This window comes from Kaistia nematophila, assembly GCF_026343855.1.
Classification (GTDB): Bacteria; Pseudomonadota; Alphaproteobacteria; order Rhizobiales; family Kaistiaceae; genus Kaistia; species Kaistia nematophila.
This window is the reverse complement of record NZ_JAPKNK010000002.1, coordinates 131,423-149,810: the sequence shown is the minus strand read 5'-3', so window position 1 is coordinate 149,810 and position 18,388 is coordinate 131,423. Positions and strand designations below refer to the sequence as shown.

The window sequence follows — 18,388 nt, the reverse complement described above, 5'->3', positions numbered from 1 at the left end:
ACGGCGGATCGCGCCGCCGGATCCCCATCGGATCGAGGCATGTCGCTCGGAGGGTCAGGGGGGGGCCTGCAGCTCGCCCTGTCCTCGCCCGTTCGGCGGATGGTGGATGGTTCACGCAGCCCGGATTGGTAGGGCGGCCGCGACCGGCTCACTTCGTATAGTCGCTGAAACGGAAACGGACGGAGCGGCAATATGGGTGCGAAGAAGGCACTGATCGTCGGCGTGACCGGCCAGGACGGGGCGTATCTGGCCGAACTCCTGCTCGACAAGGGCTATGAGGTGCATGGCATCAAGCGCCGCTCCTCGTCCTTCAACACGCAGCGGATCGACCATCTCTACCAGGATCCGCATGGCGCCGAACCGCTCCGCTTCCACCTGCACTATGGCGAACTGACGGACGCCACCAATCTCTGCCGGCTCATCCACGAGATCCAGCCCGACGAGATCTACAATCTCGGGGCGCAAAGCCATGTGCAGGTTTCTTTCGAGACGCCGGAATACACGGCCAACGCGGATGCGCTTGGCGCCCTGCGCCTGCTCGAGGCAATGCGGATTGCCGGGATTGCCGCGCATTGCCGCTTCTATCAGGCTTCGACGTCGGAGCTGTTCGGCGGCAGCCTGGAAGCGCCCCAGCGCGAGACGACCCCCTTCGCGCCGCGCAGCCCCTATGCCGCTGCCAAGCTCTATGCCTACTGGATCACGGTCAACTACCGCGAGGCCTATGGCATCCACGCCTCCAACGGCATCCTGTTCAATCATGAGAGCCCGCTGCGCGGCGAAACCTTCGTGACCCGTAAGATCACGCGCGGCGTCGCGGCGATCGCGCATGGCCTGCAGCGGACAATCCATCTCGGCAATCTCGACGCCCGGCGCGACTGGGGCCACGCCCGTGACTATGTCGAAGGCATGTGGCGGATCGTGCAGCAGCCGAAGGCGGATGATTTCGTATTGGCGACGGGCGAAACGCATACCGTGCGGGAGTTCGTCGAGCGCGCCTTCGGCGAGATCGGCCGCGATATCGACTGGTGCGGCAAGGGCGTCGCCGAAAAGGGGCGCGACGCACGCAGCGGCGCAACGCTGATCGAGATAGACCCGCGCTATTTCCGGCCGACCGAGGTCGACCTACTGCTGGGGGACCCCAGTAAGGCCCGCCAGCAACTCGGCTGGACGCACAAGGCATCCTTCCAGGACCTGATCGCCGATATGGTGCAATCGGATCTGCGCACCGTCCAGAGGGAGGTCGGGCGAAATGACCGTCATGCCTGACACCGATCGATTCGACCTCACCGGCAAACGGATCTGGGTCGCGGGGCATCGCGGCATGGTAGGCTCGGCGCTGGTGCGTCGGCTCCGGCGCGAGCCCTGTGACGTGCTCACCGTCGCCAGCGACGAACTGGACCTGCGGCGCCAATCGGCGACGGAGGCCTGGATCGACGCGAATGGGCCCGACGCGATCGTCGTCGCGGCGGCACGGGTCGGCGGCATCATCGCCAATGCGACCCACCCGGCCGGATTCATCTACGACAACCTCGCCATCGCCACCAATATCATCGAGGGCGCAAGGCGCGCCGGCGTCGAGAAGCTGCTCTATCTCGGATCCAGCTGCATGTATCCGCGCGAGGCCACCCAGCCGATGCGCGAGACGGTGCTGCTTTCCGGTCCGCTCGAGCCGACCAACGAGCCCTATGCGATCGCCAAGATCGCCGGCCTGAAGCTGGCCGAGAGCTATCACCGCGAGCATGGCTGCCGCTTCATCACTGTCGTGCCGCCGAACCTCTATGGCCCGAACGACAATTATCATCCCGAGAGTTCGCATGTGCTCGCCGCGCTGATCCGCAGGTTCCATCTGGCGAAGATCGATGGCGCGCCGAGCGTGACGATCTGGGGCACGGGCCTGCCAACGCGCGAGTTCCTGCATGTCGATGATCTCGCGGATGCCTGCATGCTGCTGCTGCGCCGCTATGAGGACCCGGAGCTCATCAATGTCGGTTCCGGAGAAGAGATTTCGATCCGCGATCTCGCGTCCCTGATCGCAGACATTGTCGGCTACGCCGGGGCGATCGAAACCGACCTGACCAAGCCGGACGGGACGCCGCGCAAACTGATGGACAGCAGCCGGATGGCTTCGTTTGGCTGGCGGCCGTCGATCGGTCTGATCCCCGGCATCGAGGCGAGCTACCGCGCCTGGCTGGGCGGATAAAGCTTCTGCGCTAACGCCCTGGCGAGCCTGCCGAGACTTCACTCGGCGGGCTCTGCTTTTGCGCCGATATCAGAGCGGAGCCAGACGCCGCCCTGGCAGCTGATGCCCAATATCCTGTTGCAGATCCTCCGCTCTCGCAACAAGAAGAGCCGTAATCACTCACCGCACCGGTGAGAGCGCCATATTCAGAGTGGGACGGTAATCTTGCGCAGGTCGCGGAACAGTGCGCGATAGAAACCACCCTGTCCCAGAACAAACAGGATCATCACCCCGTAGACGGCGAGCATGAAACTGCCGCTTACCAGCAGTTCGAGCAAGGGGGACTTGTCGGCCATCGTATAGCGATCGACCAGGATCCCGAGCGTACCGGCGACGAGGCTTGCGAGGATCGGTCGCGCGATCGAGGGCAGCAGGTCGCGGACACCGACCGGCGTGCCCCTGACGCACCAGACAAGGTGCGGTACGAACCAAAGCGCCATCGCGATGGAATAGGCCGCAGCTACGCCGCGCGGTCCATAGGGCAGGCCGATGATGCAGGCGGTGATGACGATCGGCGCGATGACCAGCGCGGTGCGCAGGCTGCGTCCCTGCCGGCAGGTGGCGAACAGCAGCCAGCCAAAGGGGTTGATCAGGCTGAAGATCAGGACGGTCGGCGTCATCAGGCGGAAGATCGCCGCGGCCTCCAGCCATTTCGGTCCGAACAGGAGCAGGAAGATCTGGTCGGAGAAGAAGCCCAGGAAGAGGGTGAGCGGCACCGTGATGGAAACGACCAGCGAGTAGCCGTGGACGAAATAGTGGCGGAGACGGACAGGATCGTCCTGCAGCCGCGCCAGAGCCGAGAAGGCGACGCCGCCAAAGGCGCTATTGAGATTGTCGATCGGCACGGAGATCAGCTGATAGGCGCGACTGTAGTTACCAAGCGCGTCGGCGCCCCAGAAGCGGCCGAGCAGGATCTTCTCGAGATTGTAGCCGACATAGGTGACGAGCGTGTTGAGGGTGATCGTCCCGCCCACGCGGAGCAGCGGAAGGATATTGGCCAGGCGGCCGGGTCTCCCCGGCAGCCAGCCGGTCGCCGCCCAGAGGCCCGACGCGGTGACGAGCTGCGTGACGATCGCCGCCCCGACCAGCGCCCAATACCGGAACCCGGCGAGCGCGAGCGTGACGCCGGCGATCAGGCCGAGCAGTTGCGCCGCGGATTCGACGATGGTGAGCGTCGCATAGCGCATCTCGCGCTGCAGGATCGCCAGATGCTGGACGCCAGCGGCGCTGAAGATAAATCCGGGCGCGAGCAGGATGGTCAGCCAGAAGAGCTTCGGCTCGCCATAGAAGTGCACGAGGACCGGAGCGAGAAGACAGCAGAAGATGGCGAAGACGACGCCGATCAACAGGTTGACCCAGAACAGCGTCGAGACCTGGCGTCGCGTGATCGAGCGGGCCTGAACCGTTGCAGAGGAGAGGCCCGCCGAAGCGAACATGCCGAGCAGGCCGGTGATCGCTGTTGCCATCGCCACGAGACCGAACTCGCCGGGATCGAGCAGTCGCGCCAGCACCACCATGAAGACCAGCCGCATCAGCGCGCCGACGCCCTGCCCCAACGCCTTGGCAAGGCCGCTGCGTATCGTTTTCTGCCGCAGGTCCCGCATGCGCGCTTCTCCTTGGCCGGACTGGCCCCTCTTCAAGAGCTCAGCCTAGCGGAGCGCTGCGCTGCCCTCCCCTTGCCCAAGGGTGCGAGAATGGCCGACGACCCTACACCCTGAGACCGGCCGCGATCGCCCCGGTCACAGCGCTCCTGGCCAAACGCCTTAGTCTCCCTGCACGGAAGGACAGGAAGGCGCCTCCGGCCCAACGTCCTAGCCTGATCGGGCCATTGGAACGGCGGCGAACCGCCCGCCAACGCAGGCGCGGCCAGGCATCAGGGAGGGCACGGCATGAAGGTTCTGGTCACAGGCCATCGCGGCTATATCGGCTCGGTCATGACTCCCATGCTGCTTCGCGCTGGCCATACCGTGGTCGGCTGCGACAGCGACCTTTACGCCGAGTGCACCTTCCCGGCCGGTGGCCCGCTCGCCGACATCGTCGCGACGCAAGGAGATGTCCGCGATATCCAGCGCGAGGCGCTGGTCGGCTTCGACGCCGTGATCCACCTCGCGGCCCTGTCCAACGATCCGCTCGGCGAGCTCGATCCGGACGTCACCTATGACGTCAACCACCGCGCCAGCGTGCGGCTGGCGGAGCTCGCGAAATCGGCGGGTGTCCGGCGTTTCCTGTTCGCCTCATCCTGCAGCAACTACGGACAGGCCGGGGATGACATGGTCAGCGAAACATCGGAACTTCGCCCCGTCACCGCCTATGGAAAATCCAAGGTCATGGCGGAGCGGGACATCGCGCGACTGGCCGACGAGACGTTCTGCCCCGTCTATTTCCGCCCCGCGACCGCCTATGGCCTCTCGCCGCGCCTCCGGCTCGACATCGTACTCAACAATCTCGTGGCCGGCGCCGCGACACGGGGCGAGATCCACCTGCAATCGGACGGCACCCCCTGGCGGCCCATAGTGCATGTCGAGGACATCGGCCGCGCCTTCCTCGCCGGGCTCGCCGCGCCGGAGGACGTCGTCCACAATCAGGCCTTCAATGTGGGGCAGACCGAAGAAAACTATCGCATCCGCGACATCGCGCGGATCGTCGCCGAGATCGTACCCGGCTGCGAGTGGAACGTGGCGCCGGAGGCAGGACCCGATCCCCGATCCTATCGCGTCTCCTTCGAGAAGATCGGCAGGCTGCTGCCAGGATACCGGCCGCGATGGGACGCGCCCAAGGGCATCGAACAGCTCTATGCCGCCTATCGTGCCGCCGCGCTCACCACGGAAGCCTTCCTCGGGCCACGTTATCAGCGCATCGGTCAGATCGGGAAGCTGATGGCGACAGGACAGCTCGACGCCAGCCTGCGTCGCCGCGAGCCTGCGCGACCATCTATGCTGGTGCAGGTGACATGAAGTCGGCCGTCGTCGAAGGCGGGGCCGGCAGCGCCCCGTGCGCCCCGTCGCGCGAAGCCGACATTGGCGACAAGATCTACCAGCTGGTGAAGGACATCTTCCCCTTCTGCCGATCCGTAGCTGGCGAAGGCGTCCGAGAGACGCTGCGCCGGCTAAAGCAGGAGATCGACCTCGTCATTCGAGAGGTGCCGTCCGGCACGGAGGTCTATGACTGGACCATCCCTCGCGAATGGACCGTCCGCGACGCCTTCATCCGCAACGCGTCCGGCGATAAAGTGCTCGACTTCAGGGCATGCAATCTTCACGTCCTGAATCACAGCGCGCCGATCCATGCGCGCATGCCGCTGAGAGAACTGCGCGACCACATATTCACCCTCCCCGACCAGCCGGACCGAATCCCCTATCGCAAGTCGGCCTATGCCGAGAGCTGGGGGTTCTGCATGGCGCATCGTCAGCTCATGGCGCTACCGGATGGGGACTATGAGGCGGTGATCGATTCAAGCCTGGAAGACGGCAGCCTCTCCTATGGCGAATACCTGCATGTCGGTGCGAGCGACGAGGAGGTGCTGCTTTCGTCCCATATCTGCCATCCCTCGCTCGCCAACGACAATTGCTCCGGCCTGGCCCTGCTGACCTTGCTGGCGAGGCATCTGGCCGGCCAACGGACGCGCTACAGCTACCGATTCATCTTTGCACCGGGCACGATCGGGGCGCTCGCCTGGCTTGCTCGCAACGAAGCGAACACCAAGCGCATCCGGCACGGTCTCGTCGTCTCATGCGTCGGCGATGGCGGCGGGCCGACCTACAAGAAAAGCCGGCGCGGCAGCGCCTTCGTCGATCGGGCCGCCGGCCACGTCCTCCGTCATGCCTCGCCCGGATCGGCAATCCTTGATTTCAGCCCCTACGGCTATGACGAGCGCCAGTTTTGCTCGCCCGGCTTCAACCTGCCGGTAGGGTTGTTTCAGCGCAGCCTGTTCGGGACCTTCCCCGAATATCACACCTCGGCCGACAATCTGGATTTCGTGCAGCCGGAGCATCTCGCCTCGTCCTATTCGATGATCCAGGCCATCCTCTGCGTGATCGAGAACAATTTCACGCCGGTCGGAACCCTGCTGAAGGGTGAAAGGCAACTCGGCCGGCATGGGCTCTATGTCGGCGGCGATGGCGCCCCGGCAATGCAATCCGCCAACATGGCGATGTTGTGGACCCTCAACCTAGCGGACGGAAATCACACCCTGCTCGATATTGCCGAGCGCGCGGACATGCCGTTCGCTGAACTGCTGTCGGTCGCGCGTCGCCTGCAAGCGCATGGCCTGCTGGAACCGTAGATCCCGATAGCGATCAGACTGGGAAACGATAGTCCGGCCAGCCTTTGTCCCTGGCCGAGATCGCCGCGACCGGCAACGGCCAAGAAATGCCGAATGCCGGATCGTCGTGCCGACAGCCGCTAGCGGCTTTCGGCTCGTAGGGCGTGGAGATCATGTAGCCGACCTCGACATCGTCGCAGAGCGTCTGGAAGCCATGAGCAAACCCTTCCGGCACATAGAGCTGATCGCGGTTGTCGGACGAAAGCTCAAATGCCTGCCAGCGTCCAAAGGTCGACGACGTCTCGCGGAGATCGACGATGACGTCCCAGATCCGGCCGCGCAGGCATCGCACCAGCTTGATCTCTCCATGCGGCGCATTCTGGAAGTGCATGCCGCGCAACGTCCCCTTTGATGCCGACCACGACTGGCTGTGCTGGGCAAAGCTCGCATGAAGTCCCGCTGCCTCGAATTCCCGGACGCAGAAGCTTCGTTCGAACCGCCCCCTTTCGTCCTCGATCGGGTCGGATTCGATCCGGTATGCATCGCCAAGCAGCGTCGGCAGGAAGCGCATCAGAGCTTTCCCATCTGCCGGATTCGATCTTCCGGTTCCGACTCGGGCCGCGGGCCACCCCAGGCTTCGTCGAGCACAGCGGCGATACGGCCAACCGGTTGCTCCATGCGCAACAGGTGATCGAACGGAGGCAATAACGCCGTTTCCCACGATCGACGCACTGCGTATCGCAGAAGACGGATGGCGTTGGCGTGTTCGCCACGGCAGGCATGGCTGAGCCCAGACCAATAGGACCGGCCAACCAGCGCCCTCGCCGCCCAGCGTCGCAACCGCGCGCTATCCGGCAGATCTGCGCCTTCATTGGCGAAGAAGGATGCGAATGCAGCCTGGCAATTGAGGATGTCGCGGCTGCGGTCGGCTCGGATTGTCGCAGACCGGGCGTTGCCGTGAACCCGCAATAGCGCCAATGTCGACCGCGTTTCGGCAATGGAGCCTTCCAGCGCAGCTACCCGCATCCAGAATTCGAAATCATCCGTATGCTGCAGCGTGGGGCGGTAGTGGCCGACGCGCTTCATGCTCGCGGTTCGCACGACAGCGGCGCAACTGCAGATGCAGCACGCTCCGGTGCGGCAGAAGCGCTCGAGCAGCTTGCGGGCCGGAAACAGGGACCAGCGGCCGGGCGCAGGATCTTCAGGGCGAGGCGATCCCGCCGGCCGCAGGGCAGCAGAACGGCCGAAGGCGAGATGAACCTCCGGGTTTTGCTCAAGAACCGGCAGGCAGCGCATCAGCGCCCCCGGAGCGAGCATGTCATCCGCGCAAAGGAGAAGGAAGCTTTCGGCCTCCGCCCAGTCGATCGCCTCGTTGAAGGAGGCCTGATGACCGAGATTGGAGCGGTGACGCACGAAACGGACGCGCTCATCTTCGGACGCCAGTTGCTGCGCCACTTCTGCGCTGTTGTCCGTGGATGCATTGTCGATGATGAGCACGCGCAGCTGGGGAGCGCCCTGCCCAAGAACGCTCTCCACGCAATCGCGCAGGAAGCGGCCATATTGGTAGTTGGGGATGGCGACATCGATGCTGGTCATGTGCGGCCGTTCACCTGTCCGATAGAACCGAACGTTCCCGAACCATTGATCCGCACGCGGCAGAAGAACGAAACCAGCGCAAACGGCGGAGGCCGTCCGACTTCAGGGTAGAAGCACCCAAGCGCCCTGCCCGATTGAACGATAGGTTCGCTTTTGTCCCGCCGGGCCTCATCCGAAAGGACAGGGGCGCCTGTCACTTCCGTTCATCTTCTGTTCTCCGAGCTCTCCGGTCACGCTCTTCCTGCTGCGATTCAGTTCAAGGCGGGTGTGAGCGCAAGCGCATCCAGGGGAGATCAGAACGATGACGGCGCGATTCGATGTATCCGCCACGCATGAGCTTGAGGCGCGTGGTCATCGCTGCCGCCTCTGCGGCTCCGATCTTCGGGACGTCTTCGTCGACCTCGGCATGTCGCCGCTTTGCGAGAGCTTTTTGTCCGCAGACGAGTGCGATGGCATGGAGCCCTATTTCCCGCTTCGTCCCCTCGTCTGTGCGAAGTGCTTTCTGGTCCAGGTTCCGGAATATGTCCGGCCGACGGAGATCTTCAGCGACTACGCCTATTTCTCTTCCTATTCGCAGAGCTGGGTCGCCCATGCCGAGCGCTATTGCGCGGCGATCACCCGGCGCCTGGGGCTCGACGCGCAGAGTTCGGTCATCGAAGTCGCCAGCAATGACGGCTACCTGCTCCAGCACTTCAAGCCGCTGGGCGTTCCCGTACTTGGGATCGAACCGGCCGCGAACGTCGCCGAGGCAGCCATTCGCAGGGGGATCGAAACCCGAATCGAGTTCTTCGGTTCCGCCCTCGCCCATCGGCTGGTGAACGAGGGCCGGGCGGCCGACCTGATCATCGGCAACAACGTCCTGGCACAGGTGCCGGACCTGCACGATTTCGTCGCCGGCCTGCGTATCCTCCTGAAGCCGGAGGGCGTCGTAACGCTCGAGTTTCCGCATCTCCAGCGCCTGATGGCGGAGGTGCAGTTCGACACGATCTATCACGAGCACTTCTCGTATTTTTCGTTTCTCGCCATTCGGAATCTGGCCGCGCGCCACGACCTGAAGATCATCGACGTCGAGACACTGCCGACGCATGGCGGTTCGCTGCGGGTCTATCTCGCCCGGGCAGAGTCGCGCTGGCCGCAGGAGCCCTCGGTCGCGTGTCTCCTCGCCGACGAACATCAGGCGGGGCTTGACGACATGGCTACCTATAGCGCCTTCGCCGGGCGCGTGAAGCGGACCAAGCGCGACCTGCTCGCCCTGCTGATCGAGCTGCGCAACGCCGGCAAAACCATCTGTGGCTATGGCGCCCCCGGCAAGGGCAACACGCTGCTCAACTATTGCGGCATCGGGCCGGACTTCCTGGATTTCACCGTCGACCGCAACCCGCACAAACACGGCCGCTTCACACCGGGCATGCACATACCGATCCTGCCTGTTGCAGCGATCGACATCGCCCGGCCTGACTATCTGCTGCTCCTGCCCTGGAACCTACAGACGGAGATCAGGGCCCAGATGCGGCACATCGCCAGTTGGGGCGGCCGCTTCATCGTGCCGATCCCGACGCCGCGCATCATCCATGCAGAGGAGTGCATGCCATGAAGGTCGTCCTGTTCTGCGGCGGGTTGGGCACACGGATCCGCGAATATCCGGAGAGCATCCCGAAGCCGATGATCCCGATCGGCAACCAGCCGATCCTCTGGCACCTGATGGACTACTACAGCCAATATGGACACAGCGATTTCATCCTCTGCACCGGCTACAAGGCCAATGTCATCAAGGACTTCTTCCTGAACTACCGTCCACAGGCCTATGCCGATTGCGTCGTCTCCGCCTATGGCACGAAGGTCGAGCTTTTGGGCGAGCCGGAACAGGACTGGCGCATCGCGCTGATCGACACCGGCATCTGGCGCAATATCGGCGAACGGCTGCTGGCGGTACGAGAGCATGTCCGCGACGAGGAGATCTTCCTCGCCAACTATAGCGACGGGCTCAGCGACGTCGATCTCGACGAGATGATCCGAACGTTCCGCTCCAGCGGCAAGCTTGCCTGCTTCCTGGCCGTTCGCCCGCATCTCAGCTTCCACTTCGCGGATATCACGCCGGATGGAACGATGAAGGGCTTCCGCACCGCGGATCGCTCGGATCTCTGGATCAATGGCGGCTTCTTCCTGTTCCGGCCGGAGATCTTCGACTTCATCCGGTCGGGCGAGGAACTGGTCCAGGAGCCCTTCGCCCGGCTGATCGAGGCGAATGCGCTGATGGCCTACAAGCATGAAGGGTTCTGGCGCGCGATGGATACGCTCAAGGACCGGCAGGTGCTGGAGGATCTGGTCGAGGCCGGCACTATGCCCTGGCGGCTCGCCGGCGCCCATGCGGGCCCCTCGCCCGTGACGCTGGCCAGATCATGAAGCCGCTGCCGTTTGCGCGTCCCGGGGAAACGCTCTCCGTGCTTTGCCTCGGCGCCCATGCCGACGATATCGAGATCGGCGCCGGCGGGCTGCTGATGCAATGGCTCAAATGTGGCGTTCGGCTCGAGGTGCTGTGGTGCGTGCTCAGCGCTGCCGGCGCTAGGGCTGCCGAGGCGGAACAATCCGCTCGTGCCCTGCTGGCCGAGGCCTGCCTGAAGGACGTGAAACTCGCCCGGTTCGAGGACGGCTTCTTTCCCCAGCAGGAAGCAACGCTGAAACGCTGGATGGAGGACCTCAAGGCCGGCCCCGTTCCGGACGTGATCCTGACACATCGCCGCGACGACGCGCACCAGGACCACCGCGCCGTCTCGCGTTTGACCTGGAACACGTTTCGCGACCACACGATCCTCGAATACGAGATCCCGAAATGGGATGGCGATCTCGGCCGTCCCAATCTCTACGCGCCGTTCGGCGAGGATATCCTGGCGCGAAAGATCGAGTTGCTGCTGTCGCATTTCGCCACGCAGCGTCCGAAGGACTGGTTCGACGCCGAGACGTTTCGCGGCCTGGCGCGCCTGCGCGGCATGGAGTGCCGATCCCCCGGCCGTTATGCGGAGGCGTTCGTGCTGCGCAAGGCCTGCCTCGCATGAACTGACCGGATGGGTGCCGCACCTGCCCGAACGCAGCAATCGATCCCGCCGCCCGGCGGCGGCAGATTTCCCTTGGGAGTTCAGAACCCAGCGAGGAGGAACCGATGAAGCTCGCCTTTTTCGGCTATCCGCATCTTGGCGGCACCTTCACCGTCTTCCGACACCTGCGAGACGGCCTTGCCGCCTCGGGATCCGGCATTGCCGTCGAATGGCTCGGGATCGGACCGGATGCGCACGCAGTCCTGCAAGATCCCGACTGGCGGTCGGAATGGTCGACGGGGCACGCAGCCGGCTCGCTGAATGACGACGAGCCGGTTCAGGCCGAGGCGATGATTTCGCACCTGGTACGCGAAGGCTTCGACGGCGTCGTGGTCAATGTCCATGCAGATCGCGTGCAGACCAATCTCGCGCGCTACCTGCCGCGCTCGATATTGCGCCTCATGATCGTGCACAACATCACGCCGGCCACCTATTCTGCGGCCGTAGCCATCCGCGACCATGTCCATGCAACGGTCTGCGTCTCCGACCGGATCCGCGATGATCTCATGGAGAGGCATGGCTTTCGCCCCAGCGCCATCCACAGGATCCACAACGCCGTCGAACTTCCGCCGCCTGCGCCGGCGCGACGTCGCGCCGCGAGCCAGCCGCTGAATCTGCTTTCGCTTGGCCGGGTCGAGGATCAGGCCAAGGGCGTGCTGTGGCTGCCGGAAATCCTCGCCCGCCTGCCAGACGACGTCAGCCTCACCGTCGCCGGCGACGGCCCGGATCTCGAACGACTTCGCCGCGCTTCGACATCGCTCGGCCAACGCATCCGCTTTCTGGGCCGGGTCTCGCCCACGGATGTGCCGGCGCTGATGGCGAGCCACGACGTTCTCATCGCCCCGTCCCGGTTCGAAGGCTTCATGATCACGCTTGCCGAAGCCATGGCAGCAGGCTGCGTGCCCGTCGCCTCGCGCATTGGCGGCGTGACCGACACGGTCGTCGAAGATGGCGTCACTGGCCTGCTCTTCCCGGTCGGAGACATCGCGGCGGCAGCAGAGGCGATCCGGCGGCTCCGCGGGGATCCCGTGCTCTGGCAAGTCATGTCGCGCGACGGGCCGAGCGCGATGCGGGCGCGCTTCAGCATCGATCGAATGGCGCGTGACTATGAAGCGCTGCTCGCTTGCCTCGACCGCGAGCCGCCCAGCATCGCGGCGCCGCTCGCGCTCGATAAATGGCGGATGCCGCGTGGCCTGCGCGGCGGGCTGCGCTCGCATCTGCCGACGCCGATCAAGAACTGGCTGCGAGGGATCCGGGAGCGCGCGGCATGAACCGGCAGACATCCATAGACCCAGCAACGGCGTCCCCTGTCCAGCCTGCAGGCGCGGCTGGACCGGCGAACGACAACGTCTCGGTGCTCATCCTGACGCTGAATGAGGAGGTCAACCTCGCCGCTTGCCTCGCCTCGGTCGGCTGGAGCGACGACATCGTCGTGCTCGACTCGTTCAGCCAGGACCGGACCGTCGAGATCGCGAAATCGTTCGGCGCGCGTGTCTATCAGCGCCATTTCGACAGCGAGCCGGCGCAGCGAAGCCATGGCTTGCGGGAAATCGCCTACAAGCACCCCCTTGTCTATCTGCCCGACGCCGACGAGATCACGCCGCCCGCGCTCCGCGACGAGATCCTCGCCGTCGCGCGCGCGCCGAACCGTACCGAGGTCGCCTTTCACGTCCGTTCCCGGACCATGTTCATGGGCCGCTGGCTGCGGTGGAGCGGCCTTTATCCGACCTGGTTCGTTCGCCTGGTCGAGCCGCACCGCGTCCGCTTCGAGCGCGAGATCAATCTTCGAACCGTCGCGGACGGACCGGAAGGAAAGCTCGACGGCCACTTGTTGCACTACACCTTCAACAAGGGTTTGAACGCCTGGCTCGACAAGCACAATCGCTACTCATGGCACGAAGCGCGCGAGTCGCTCCGAAGCCTCGAGACGGAGCGCGTCGATTGGCTGGCCGCCTTGATCGGAAGCGGTGCCGCGCGGCGAAGAGCGCTGAAGACGCTCTCCTTCCGGCTGCCGTGCCGGCCGCTGCTGCGCTTCCTGTACATGTATGTCCTGCGCGGCGGCTTCCTCGATGGCCGGGCCGGCTTCGTCTATTGCGGCCTGCTCATGACCTACGAGACCATGATCGTCACCAAGATGATCGAGATCCGGCGCCGCGAACGGGGACTTCCGCTGTGAACGCCGGCAGACGCTTTCTGGTCCGGGAGGCGAGCCCATGGGCATGCCACTGATCTGGATCCTGGTCGCCATATCGGTCGCGCTGGTCGTATCCGGGCTGCGTCGTCCAGAGGGCGTCTATCAATACCCGTTCCTGGCCGGGGCGACCTTTCTCGGCTTCATCGCGCCGCAGTTTCCAGCCCTGGTCGACGACCCGTTCCTGCCCGTCGGCGCCATGGTCCGCACGATCCTTTTTACCATCCTCTGCGTGAGTGCCTGCGGCTTCGGCTGGCGCGTCACCCTGCCGCGAGCGGCGCGGCCGCCATGGCAATTCGAGGAGCGACGACTTTTGGTCGCCGCGGCAGTTTTCTCCGTCATCGGCGGCTATTTCTACGTCAAGGTTTCCCACCTGCCGCCCGAAATCAAATACTCGATTTTCACCGGCATGCCGGTCGTCTATCTGTTCTTCGCCAAGCTGCTCAATTACGGCTTCGCGATCGCCCTTGTCTGCGGCGCGCGCCGGATGAGCCTCGCGGCGCTCGCCATCATCGGATTCGACACGCTGTTCTACGCCGAGCGAATCCTGATCCTCGGCCGGCGCAGCGAAGCGGTCGAGTTCTTCTTCCTCGTCGTGCTGGCCTGGTGGTTCCAGAAGCGGCGCACGCCACCCCGGCTGTTGACGGCAGGCTTCGTGCTGTTTGGCGCCCTCGCCCTGCACAGCGCCGGAGACTATCGCGCCATCACCACCGAGCGGGACGAGGCCGGATGGTCCGACCTTCTGAAGATCGACCTTGTCGAGAACTTCGCCGAGGTGCTGGAACAGGGTGGACCGGAGGTGCGCAACGCCGTTCTCCGTATCGGACAGGTCCGCGACACGCATGCCTATGATCTCGGCCTGTTTCACTGGAATACGCTGGTGTTCAACTATGTACCGGCGCAACTGGTCGGAGTGGAGATCAAGGAACGGCTGACCGTCAGCCTGGACGGCCAACTCGGCCGCGACTACGAGCCGCCCGTCGGCTCGACCGAAACAGGCCTCTCCGACGCCTTCGCCTCCTTTGCCTATCTTGGCGCGCTCAAGTTTTTCCTGATCGGATTTGCAATGAGGCGCATCTACGACGCCGCCATGGCCGGCAGCACGGTCTGGCAGGTCGTCTATCCGCTGATGCTGGCGCCGGCGATGCTGTCGATCACCCATCACACGCAATGGCCGCCTTCGGCCTTCCTGCACATAGCTCTGTTCCTGCTGCCCGCACTTGCCTTCGCCCGCGTCCGGCAGCCTGCCGATTTCGGAGCCCAAGCCCCCGTCGCGATGGTGCCGTCATGACCGATGCCAGCCCGGCCGGCTTTCCCCGCGTCGCTATCCTGTTCCATCGCTTCGGCCCCTACCATATGAGCCGGCTAAGCGCGGCCTCGCGCCATATGTCTGTCATCGGCGTCGAATTCAGCGGCACCGATCGGACCTATGAATGGGATGATGTCGCAGAGAGCGGTCCCTTTCCGCGCGTCGTCGTCTCCCCGGACATCGAGCGCGAGGGCATCCCCTCGCTCGTCGGCAAGATCGCCGCGACGCTGGAACGCGCGGCTCCGGATGCCGTCGCGATAGCCGGCTGGTCGCATCCGGCGGCGCTGGCTGCGCTGCTCTGGTGCGCGCGAACCGGCGTCCCCGCCATCCTGATGTCCGACAGCGCCGAGATCGACGAGATCCGAAAACCCTGGCGCGAGGCGATCAAGCGGCGGGTGATACGGCTCTTCAGCGCCGGGCTTGTCGCCGGCGTGCCTCATCGGCGCTATCTCACGGCGCTCGGCATGGACGACAGGCGAATTCGGGAGGGCTTCGACGTTGTCGACAATGACTACTTTGCTCGCGGCGCCGCCAACGTACGTGCTGATGCGGTAGCCGTGAGGGCGGAGCTTGGCCTGAACCGCCCCTTTTTCCTTGCCTCCTGCCGCTTCGTCGCCAAGAAAAACCTGTTCAACCTGCTCGCAGCCTATCGGCACTATCGCGCTGGAGCGGGGCCAGCGGCCTGGGATCTCGTCCTGCTCGGCGGCGGTCCGCTGGCGCCGAGCCTGCGCTCGACGATCGAAGCCGAAGGTCTTGGCACGAGCGTCCATTTGCCGGGATTTCGCCAATATGCGGAACTCCACCGCTACTATGGCCTCGCTGGAGCCTTCATCCTCGCGAGCACTTCGGAGCAATGGGGGCTGGTCGTCAACGAGGCGATGGCGGCCGGTCTGCCAGTGCTGGTCTCGGATCGATGCGGTTGCAGCGAAGACCTCGTCCGCCCCGGCTTCAACGGCTATCGTTTCAATCCGTTCGACGCGATCGAACTGGGTGAGCAGATGTGCAAGATCGCATTTGACGGCTGCGATCGGCACGCGATGGCGCAGGCCGGGCAGGTCCTGATCGCGGACTGGTCGCCGGACCGCTTTGGCCGCGAGCTACGGGCGCTGGTGGATCTTGCCCTTGCCTCGCCCCATGTGCCGGACCGCAATGGACGCTGGCTCGCCGGCGCGCTGCTCTGCCGTCGCGAGCGCACGGACGGCTGAGTCGTGCATCTCCTGCCATGCGGATTCTATACCGTCTTGGCGAGGATGCGCCGCAGCAGGTCATGCCAGGCCTTGCCATAGCGCTCGACCGTGAGACTTTCGACTCGGCGGCGGGCCGCCTGCCCCATACGGAACCGCAGGTCATCGTCCCGGACCAGTTCCTCGACCCGACGGATCATGCCGTCGATGTCATCACAGCCGAGCACAAAGCCCTCCAAGCCGTCGCGCACGGGCGTGCCGCTGTTCGGCGTGGTGACGACGGCAAGGCCAGTCGCCATCGCCTCCAGCACCGCGCCGGCGGAGCCTTCGCAGGCGGAAGGAAACAGGAAAAGGTCAAAGCGGTTGAGCCAGTCGCGCACCTCGGCCCGCGGCACGGCGCCGACGATCTCGACTAGTCCGCGCCGGCGCTCGATCAGGGCCGGGTCGACCGTAGCGGGGCCGACCATGACGAAGCTCACCACCTCCGGGTCGAACGCTCTTGCGATTTCGAGAAATGCCGGCGCGCCCTTGCGCAGGGAGACGGCGCCGACGAAGCCGACGACGATGGGGCCGCGCCGAGCGCGCCGGTCGTGATAGCGCAGCGCCGCCGCATCGACCGGATAGGGAATGACCGAAATCCGGTCGCGATCGATGCCTTCCGCGATCAGCCCATTGCTCACATAGTCGGACGCACAGGTGATGTGGCTCGCTGCCGCCCAGCTGCGGATCTCGACATCCCGCATGATGTCGGCGCCGTCACGGCGCTGCGGCCACCACCATTCCGGCCAGCGCTCGGCCTGGTGCTCTTCCTCGCGGAGCTCGACCGCGATCGGTGCGATCATCTGGTCGAGCACGACGGCGAGTTCATCGCGCCGCGCGGCCTCTGCCAGCGCGGGATCGACATTGCGGACGAAGCCGGCCAGGACATTGGCGTTTCGCCAGCCATCCGCGAGCACCTGGCGGGTGATCGCTTGCGAACGACGTGCAAAGATCGCCTCGGGCAGTTCTGCCCGACTCTCTCGAAGTCGCTCCCAGAGCGACGGCCATCCGGCGGCGACAACCCGGCTGTCGTCGAGCCCGGCGCAGCGCCGGGCCGCCAGCCGGCGGCCGGTCACGCCGCCAAACCGATGCATCAGCCGGGCGAACACGGCCTCGGCGGAGCGTGGCCACACGAACCAGTCCGTATGCACCGTATCGAGAATGCCGCTATGCGCCAGCGCCAGCGGCAAACCATAGTGGAGCCGCGAGCCATCCTGGACAACCGTCACGCGCGGTTCCAGGGCAGGCAGCGGCTGGCCGCGAGAGAGGCAAGGCCCGGCTTCGAGGCGGCTCATGAGAGATCGACGGTGTCTGGCCGCTCGCCCCGGCCAAGCACCCAGCGATAGACGGCCTCCATGTCCCGCGCCGCTCCGGACCAGGAAAAGCGCTGCGCGACGAGTTCCGCGCCCCGCGCGCCGATCGCCCGGCGCTCATCATCAGAGAGAGCGAATAGTTGTCGAAGCCCGACCGCGATGTTCCCTGGCTCCGGCTCGATCCGCAACGCCGCCCCATGTTCAAAGCCCGACTCCAGATTGCATCGCGACGTCATCACCACCGGCAGCCTCGCCGCCCAGGCTTCGAGCACGGCGATCGGCAAGCCCTCGCTGACCGAAGGCAGCACGAAGGCTTCAGCGACAGCGAAACTCCGTGCCTTGGCGTCGCCAAATTGCGGCCCGACGAAATGAACCGCATCTCTCAGTTCCAGTTCGCCGACGAGGCGCTGCAACTCGTCGCGATAGCCGTCTTCGCCCCAGCCGGCGATGACGAGATGCCATTCTCGCTGCGATGCTCCCGAACTCACCTCGGCCCTCGCCGAGACGAGGCCGCGCAGCAGGTCCGGAATGCCCTTCTGTGGCGCCAGCCGACCGAGGAAGAGGAGGATTCGGGCCTGCTCCGGCACTTGGCGGCGCCAGGGCGGCGGCTCGCTTCCCCGATCTTCCCGCGCGAGGTCGACGCCGTTCGGGATGACACAGACCGGATTGACGAGACCGGCGGCGCGGATCGCTACGCGTTCCGAGGCGCAGAGCGCATGCAGGCAGGCCGCGCCGCGGAGGTGCCGCCGCTCGAAGGCCAGTCCGGCAAGTTGCTTCTTCCATCGCCGATGCGCGAGCGCCCAGGGATCCAGCATGCCGTGTGGGGTTACGACATAGGGCATGCGACGTCCCGACCAAGACATGCCGGCGACCGAGGGATACATCCAGAGCCCGTGCACATGCATCAGGTCGGGCGGGCTTGCGCGCAATGCCCGGCCGAGTTCCGGCGCATAGCCGAAGGCGGCCGGGCCGCTCACGGCAAAGGCGCGGGCCGGAACGTCCCGCTCACTCAGCCGATCGCGATCGAGGGCAGGATGATCGAGCCCGTAGACGCCGACCTCTACCCCGGGCCGGGCATGCAGCGCCGGCGCCAGCCCAGCGACGGCCTCGAACACGCCACCCGATTTTCGCGACAGATGCGCCATCACCTGGATGACCCGGATC

The 18,388-nt window shown here is 65.2% G+C and carries 16 protein-coding genes; 11 read left to right on the top strand and 5 right to left on the bottom strand.

Annotated elements, in window-relative coordinates; genetic code table 11:
* Positions 1 to 192: 192 nt before the first annotated feature.
* On the top strand, positions 193 to 1,266 hold the full coding sequence (gene gmd / locus OSH07_RS04950; RefSeq protein ID WP_266337511.1) for a GDP-mannose 4,6-dehydratase: 1,074 nt from the start codon (positions 193 to 195) through the stop codon (positions 1,264 to 1,266).
* Positions 1,250 to 2,200, top strand: coding sequence for a GDP-L-fucose synthase family protein (locus tag OSH07_RS04945; protein ID WP_266337509.1), 951 nt, complete (start codon positions 1,250 to 1,252; stop codon positions 2,198 to 2,200). Before gmd ends, OSH07_RS04945 begins: the two co-directional genes overlap by 17 nt.
* Positions 2,201 to 2,385: 185 nt before the next feature.
* Here the strand turns inward: OSH07_RS04945 and OSH07_RS04940 are convergent, their stop codons facing one another.
* Positions 2,386 to 3,843, bottom strand: coding sequence for a lipopolysaccharide biosynthesis protein (locus tag OSH07_RS04940; RefSeq protein WP_266337508.1), 1,458 nt, complete (start codon positions 3,841 to 3,843; stop codon positions 2,386 to 2,388).
* 285 nt (positions 3,844 to 4,128) lie between these two features.
* Between OSH07_RS04940 and OSH07_RS04935 the strand changes: the two genes are divergently transcribed.
* Both OSH07_RS04935 and OSH07_RS04930 read left to right on the top strand, forming a co-directional pair.
* The gene (locus OSH07_RS04935) at positions 4,129 to 5,193 is read left to right on the top strand and encodes an NAD-dependent epimerase/dehydratase family protein (RefSeq protein ID WP_266337507.1); all 1,065 of its coding nucleotides are present in this window, start codon (positions 4,129 to 4,131) and stop codon (positions 5,191 to 5,193) included.
* Entirely contained in the window at positions 5,190 to 6,521 is a 1,332-nt protein-coding gene (locus OSH07_RS04930; RefSeq protein WP_266338171.1) for a DUF4910 domain-containing protein, read from the top strand. Before OSH07_RS04935 ends, OSH07_RS04930 begins: the two co-directional genes overlap by 4 nt.
* A gap of 13 nt (positions 6,522 to 6,534) precedes the next feature.
* Here the strand turns inward: OSH07_RS04930 and rfbC are convergent, their stop codons facing one another.
* Positions 6,535 to 7,071 (bottom strand): dTDP-4-dehydrorhamnose 3,5-epimerase, encoded by a 537-nt coding sequence (gene rfbC, locus OSH07_RS04925; RefSeq protein ID WP_266337506.1) that lies wholly within the window; start codon positions 7,069 to 7,071, stop codon positions 6,535 to 6,537.
* Complete coding sequence (locus tag OSH07_RS04920) at positions 7,071 to 8,096, bottom strand: glycosyltransferase family 2 protein (RefSeq protein WP_266337505.1); 1,026 nt, start codon at positions 8,094 to 8,096, stop codon at positions 7,071 to 7,073. The genes rfbC and OSH07_RS04920 overlap by 1 nt, the downstream gene beginning before the upstream one ends.
* Positions 8,097 to 8,397: 301 nt before the next feature.
* On the opposite strand from OSH07_RS04920, the gene OSH07_RS04915 reads away from it, so the two are divergent.
* The 7 genes from OSH07_RS04915 to OSH07_RS04885 all read left to right on the top strand — a co-directional run bounded on the left by OSH07_RS04915 (position 8,398) and on the right by OSH07_RS04885 (position 15,893).
* The gene (locus OSH07_RS04915; protein ID WP_266337504.1) at positions 8,398 to 9,690 is read left to right on the top strand and encodes a class I SAM-dependent methyltransferase; all 1,293 of its coding nucleotides are present in this window, start codon (positions 8,398 to 8,400) and stop codon (positions 9,688 to 9,690) included.
* A complete protein-coding gene (locus OSH07_RS04910) occupies positions 9,687 to 10,499 on the top strand; it encodes a glucose-1-phosphate cytidylyltransferase (RefSeq protein WP_266337503.1) in 813 nt (270 codons plus the stop codon). Before OSH07_RS04915 ends, OSH07_RS04910 begins: the two co-directional genes overlap by 4 nt.
* On the top strand, positions 10,496 to 11,149 hold the full coding sequence (locus OSH07_RS04905) for a PIG-L deacetylase family protein (protein WP_266337502.1): 654 nt from the start codon (positions 10,496 to 10,498) through the stop codon (positions 11,147 to 11,149). Before OSH07_RS04910 ends, OSH07_RS04905 begins: the two co-directional genes overlap by 4 nt.
* 104 nt (positions 11,150 to 11,253) lie before the next feature.
* Positions 11,254 to 12,459, top strand: coding sequence for a glycosyltransferase family 4 protein (locus OSH07_RS04900; protein ID WP_266337501.1), 1,206 nt, complete (start codon positions 11,254 to 11,256; stop codon positions 12,457 to 12,459).
* The gene (locus OSH07_RS04895; protein WP_266337500.1) at positions 12,456 to 13,364 is read left to right on the top strand and encodes a glycosyltransferase family 2 protein; all 909 of its coding nucleotides are present in this window, start codon (positions 12,456 to 12,458) and stop codon (positions 13,362 to 13,364) included. The genes OSH07_RS04900 and OSH07_RS04895 overlap by 4 nt, the downstream gene beginning before the upstream one ends.
* A 37-nt stretch (positions 13,365 to 13,401) precedes the next feature.
* A complete protein-coding gene (locus OSH07_RS04890; RefSeq protein WP_266337499.1) occupies positions 13,402 to 14,670 on the top strand; it encodes a hypothetical protein in 1,269 nt (422 codons plus the stop codon).
* Positions 14,667 to 15,893: a glycosyltransferase gene (locus OSH07_RS04885; RefSeq protein WP_266337498.1), complete on the top strand. Its 1,227-nt coding sequence runs from the start codon at positions 14,667 to 14,669 to the stop codon at positions 15,891 to 15,893. Before OSH07_RS04890 ends, OSH07_RS04885 begins: the two co-directional genes overlap by 4 nt.
* Positions 15,894 to 15,919: 26 nt before the next feature.
* On the opposite strand, the gene OSH07_RS24425 is transcribed toward OSH07_RS04885, so the two are convergent.
* Both OSH07_RS24425 and OSH07_RS04875 read right to left on the bottom strand, forming a co-directional pair.
* The gene (locus tag OSH07_RS24425; protein ID WP_266337497.1) at positions 15,920 to 17,140 is read right to left on the bottom strand and encodes a glycosyltransferase family 4 protein; all 1,221 of its coding nucleotides are present in this window, start codon (positions 17,138 to 17,140) and stop codon (positions 15,920 to 15,922) included.
* A gap of 62 nt (positions 17,141 to 17,202) precedes the next feature.
* Complete coding sequence (locus OSH07_RS04875) at positions 17,203 to 18,369, bottom strand: glycosyltransferase (RefSeq protein ID WP_266337496.1); 1,167 nt, start codon at positions 18,367 to 18,369, stop codon at positions 17,203 to 17,205.
* Positions 18,370 to 18,388: the final 19 nt, after the last annotated feature.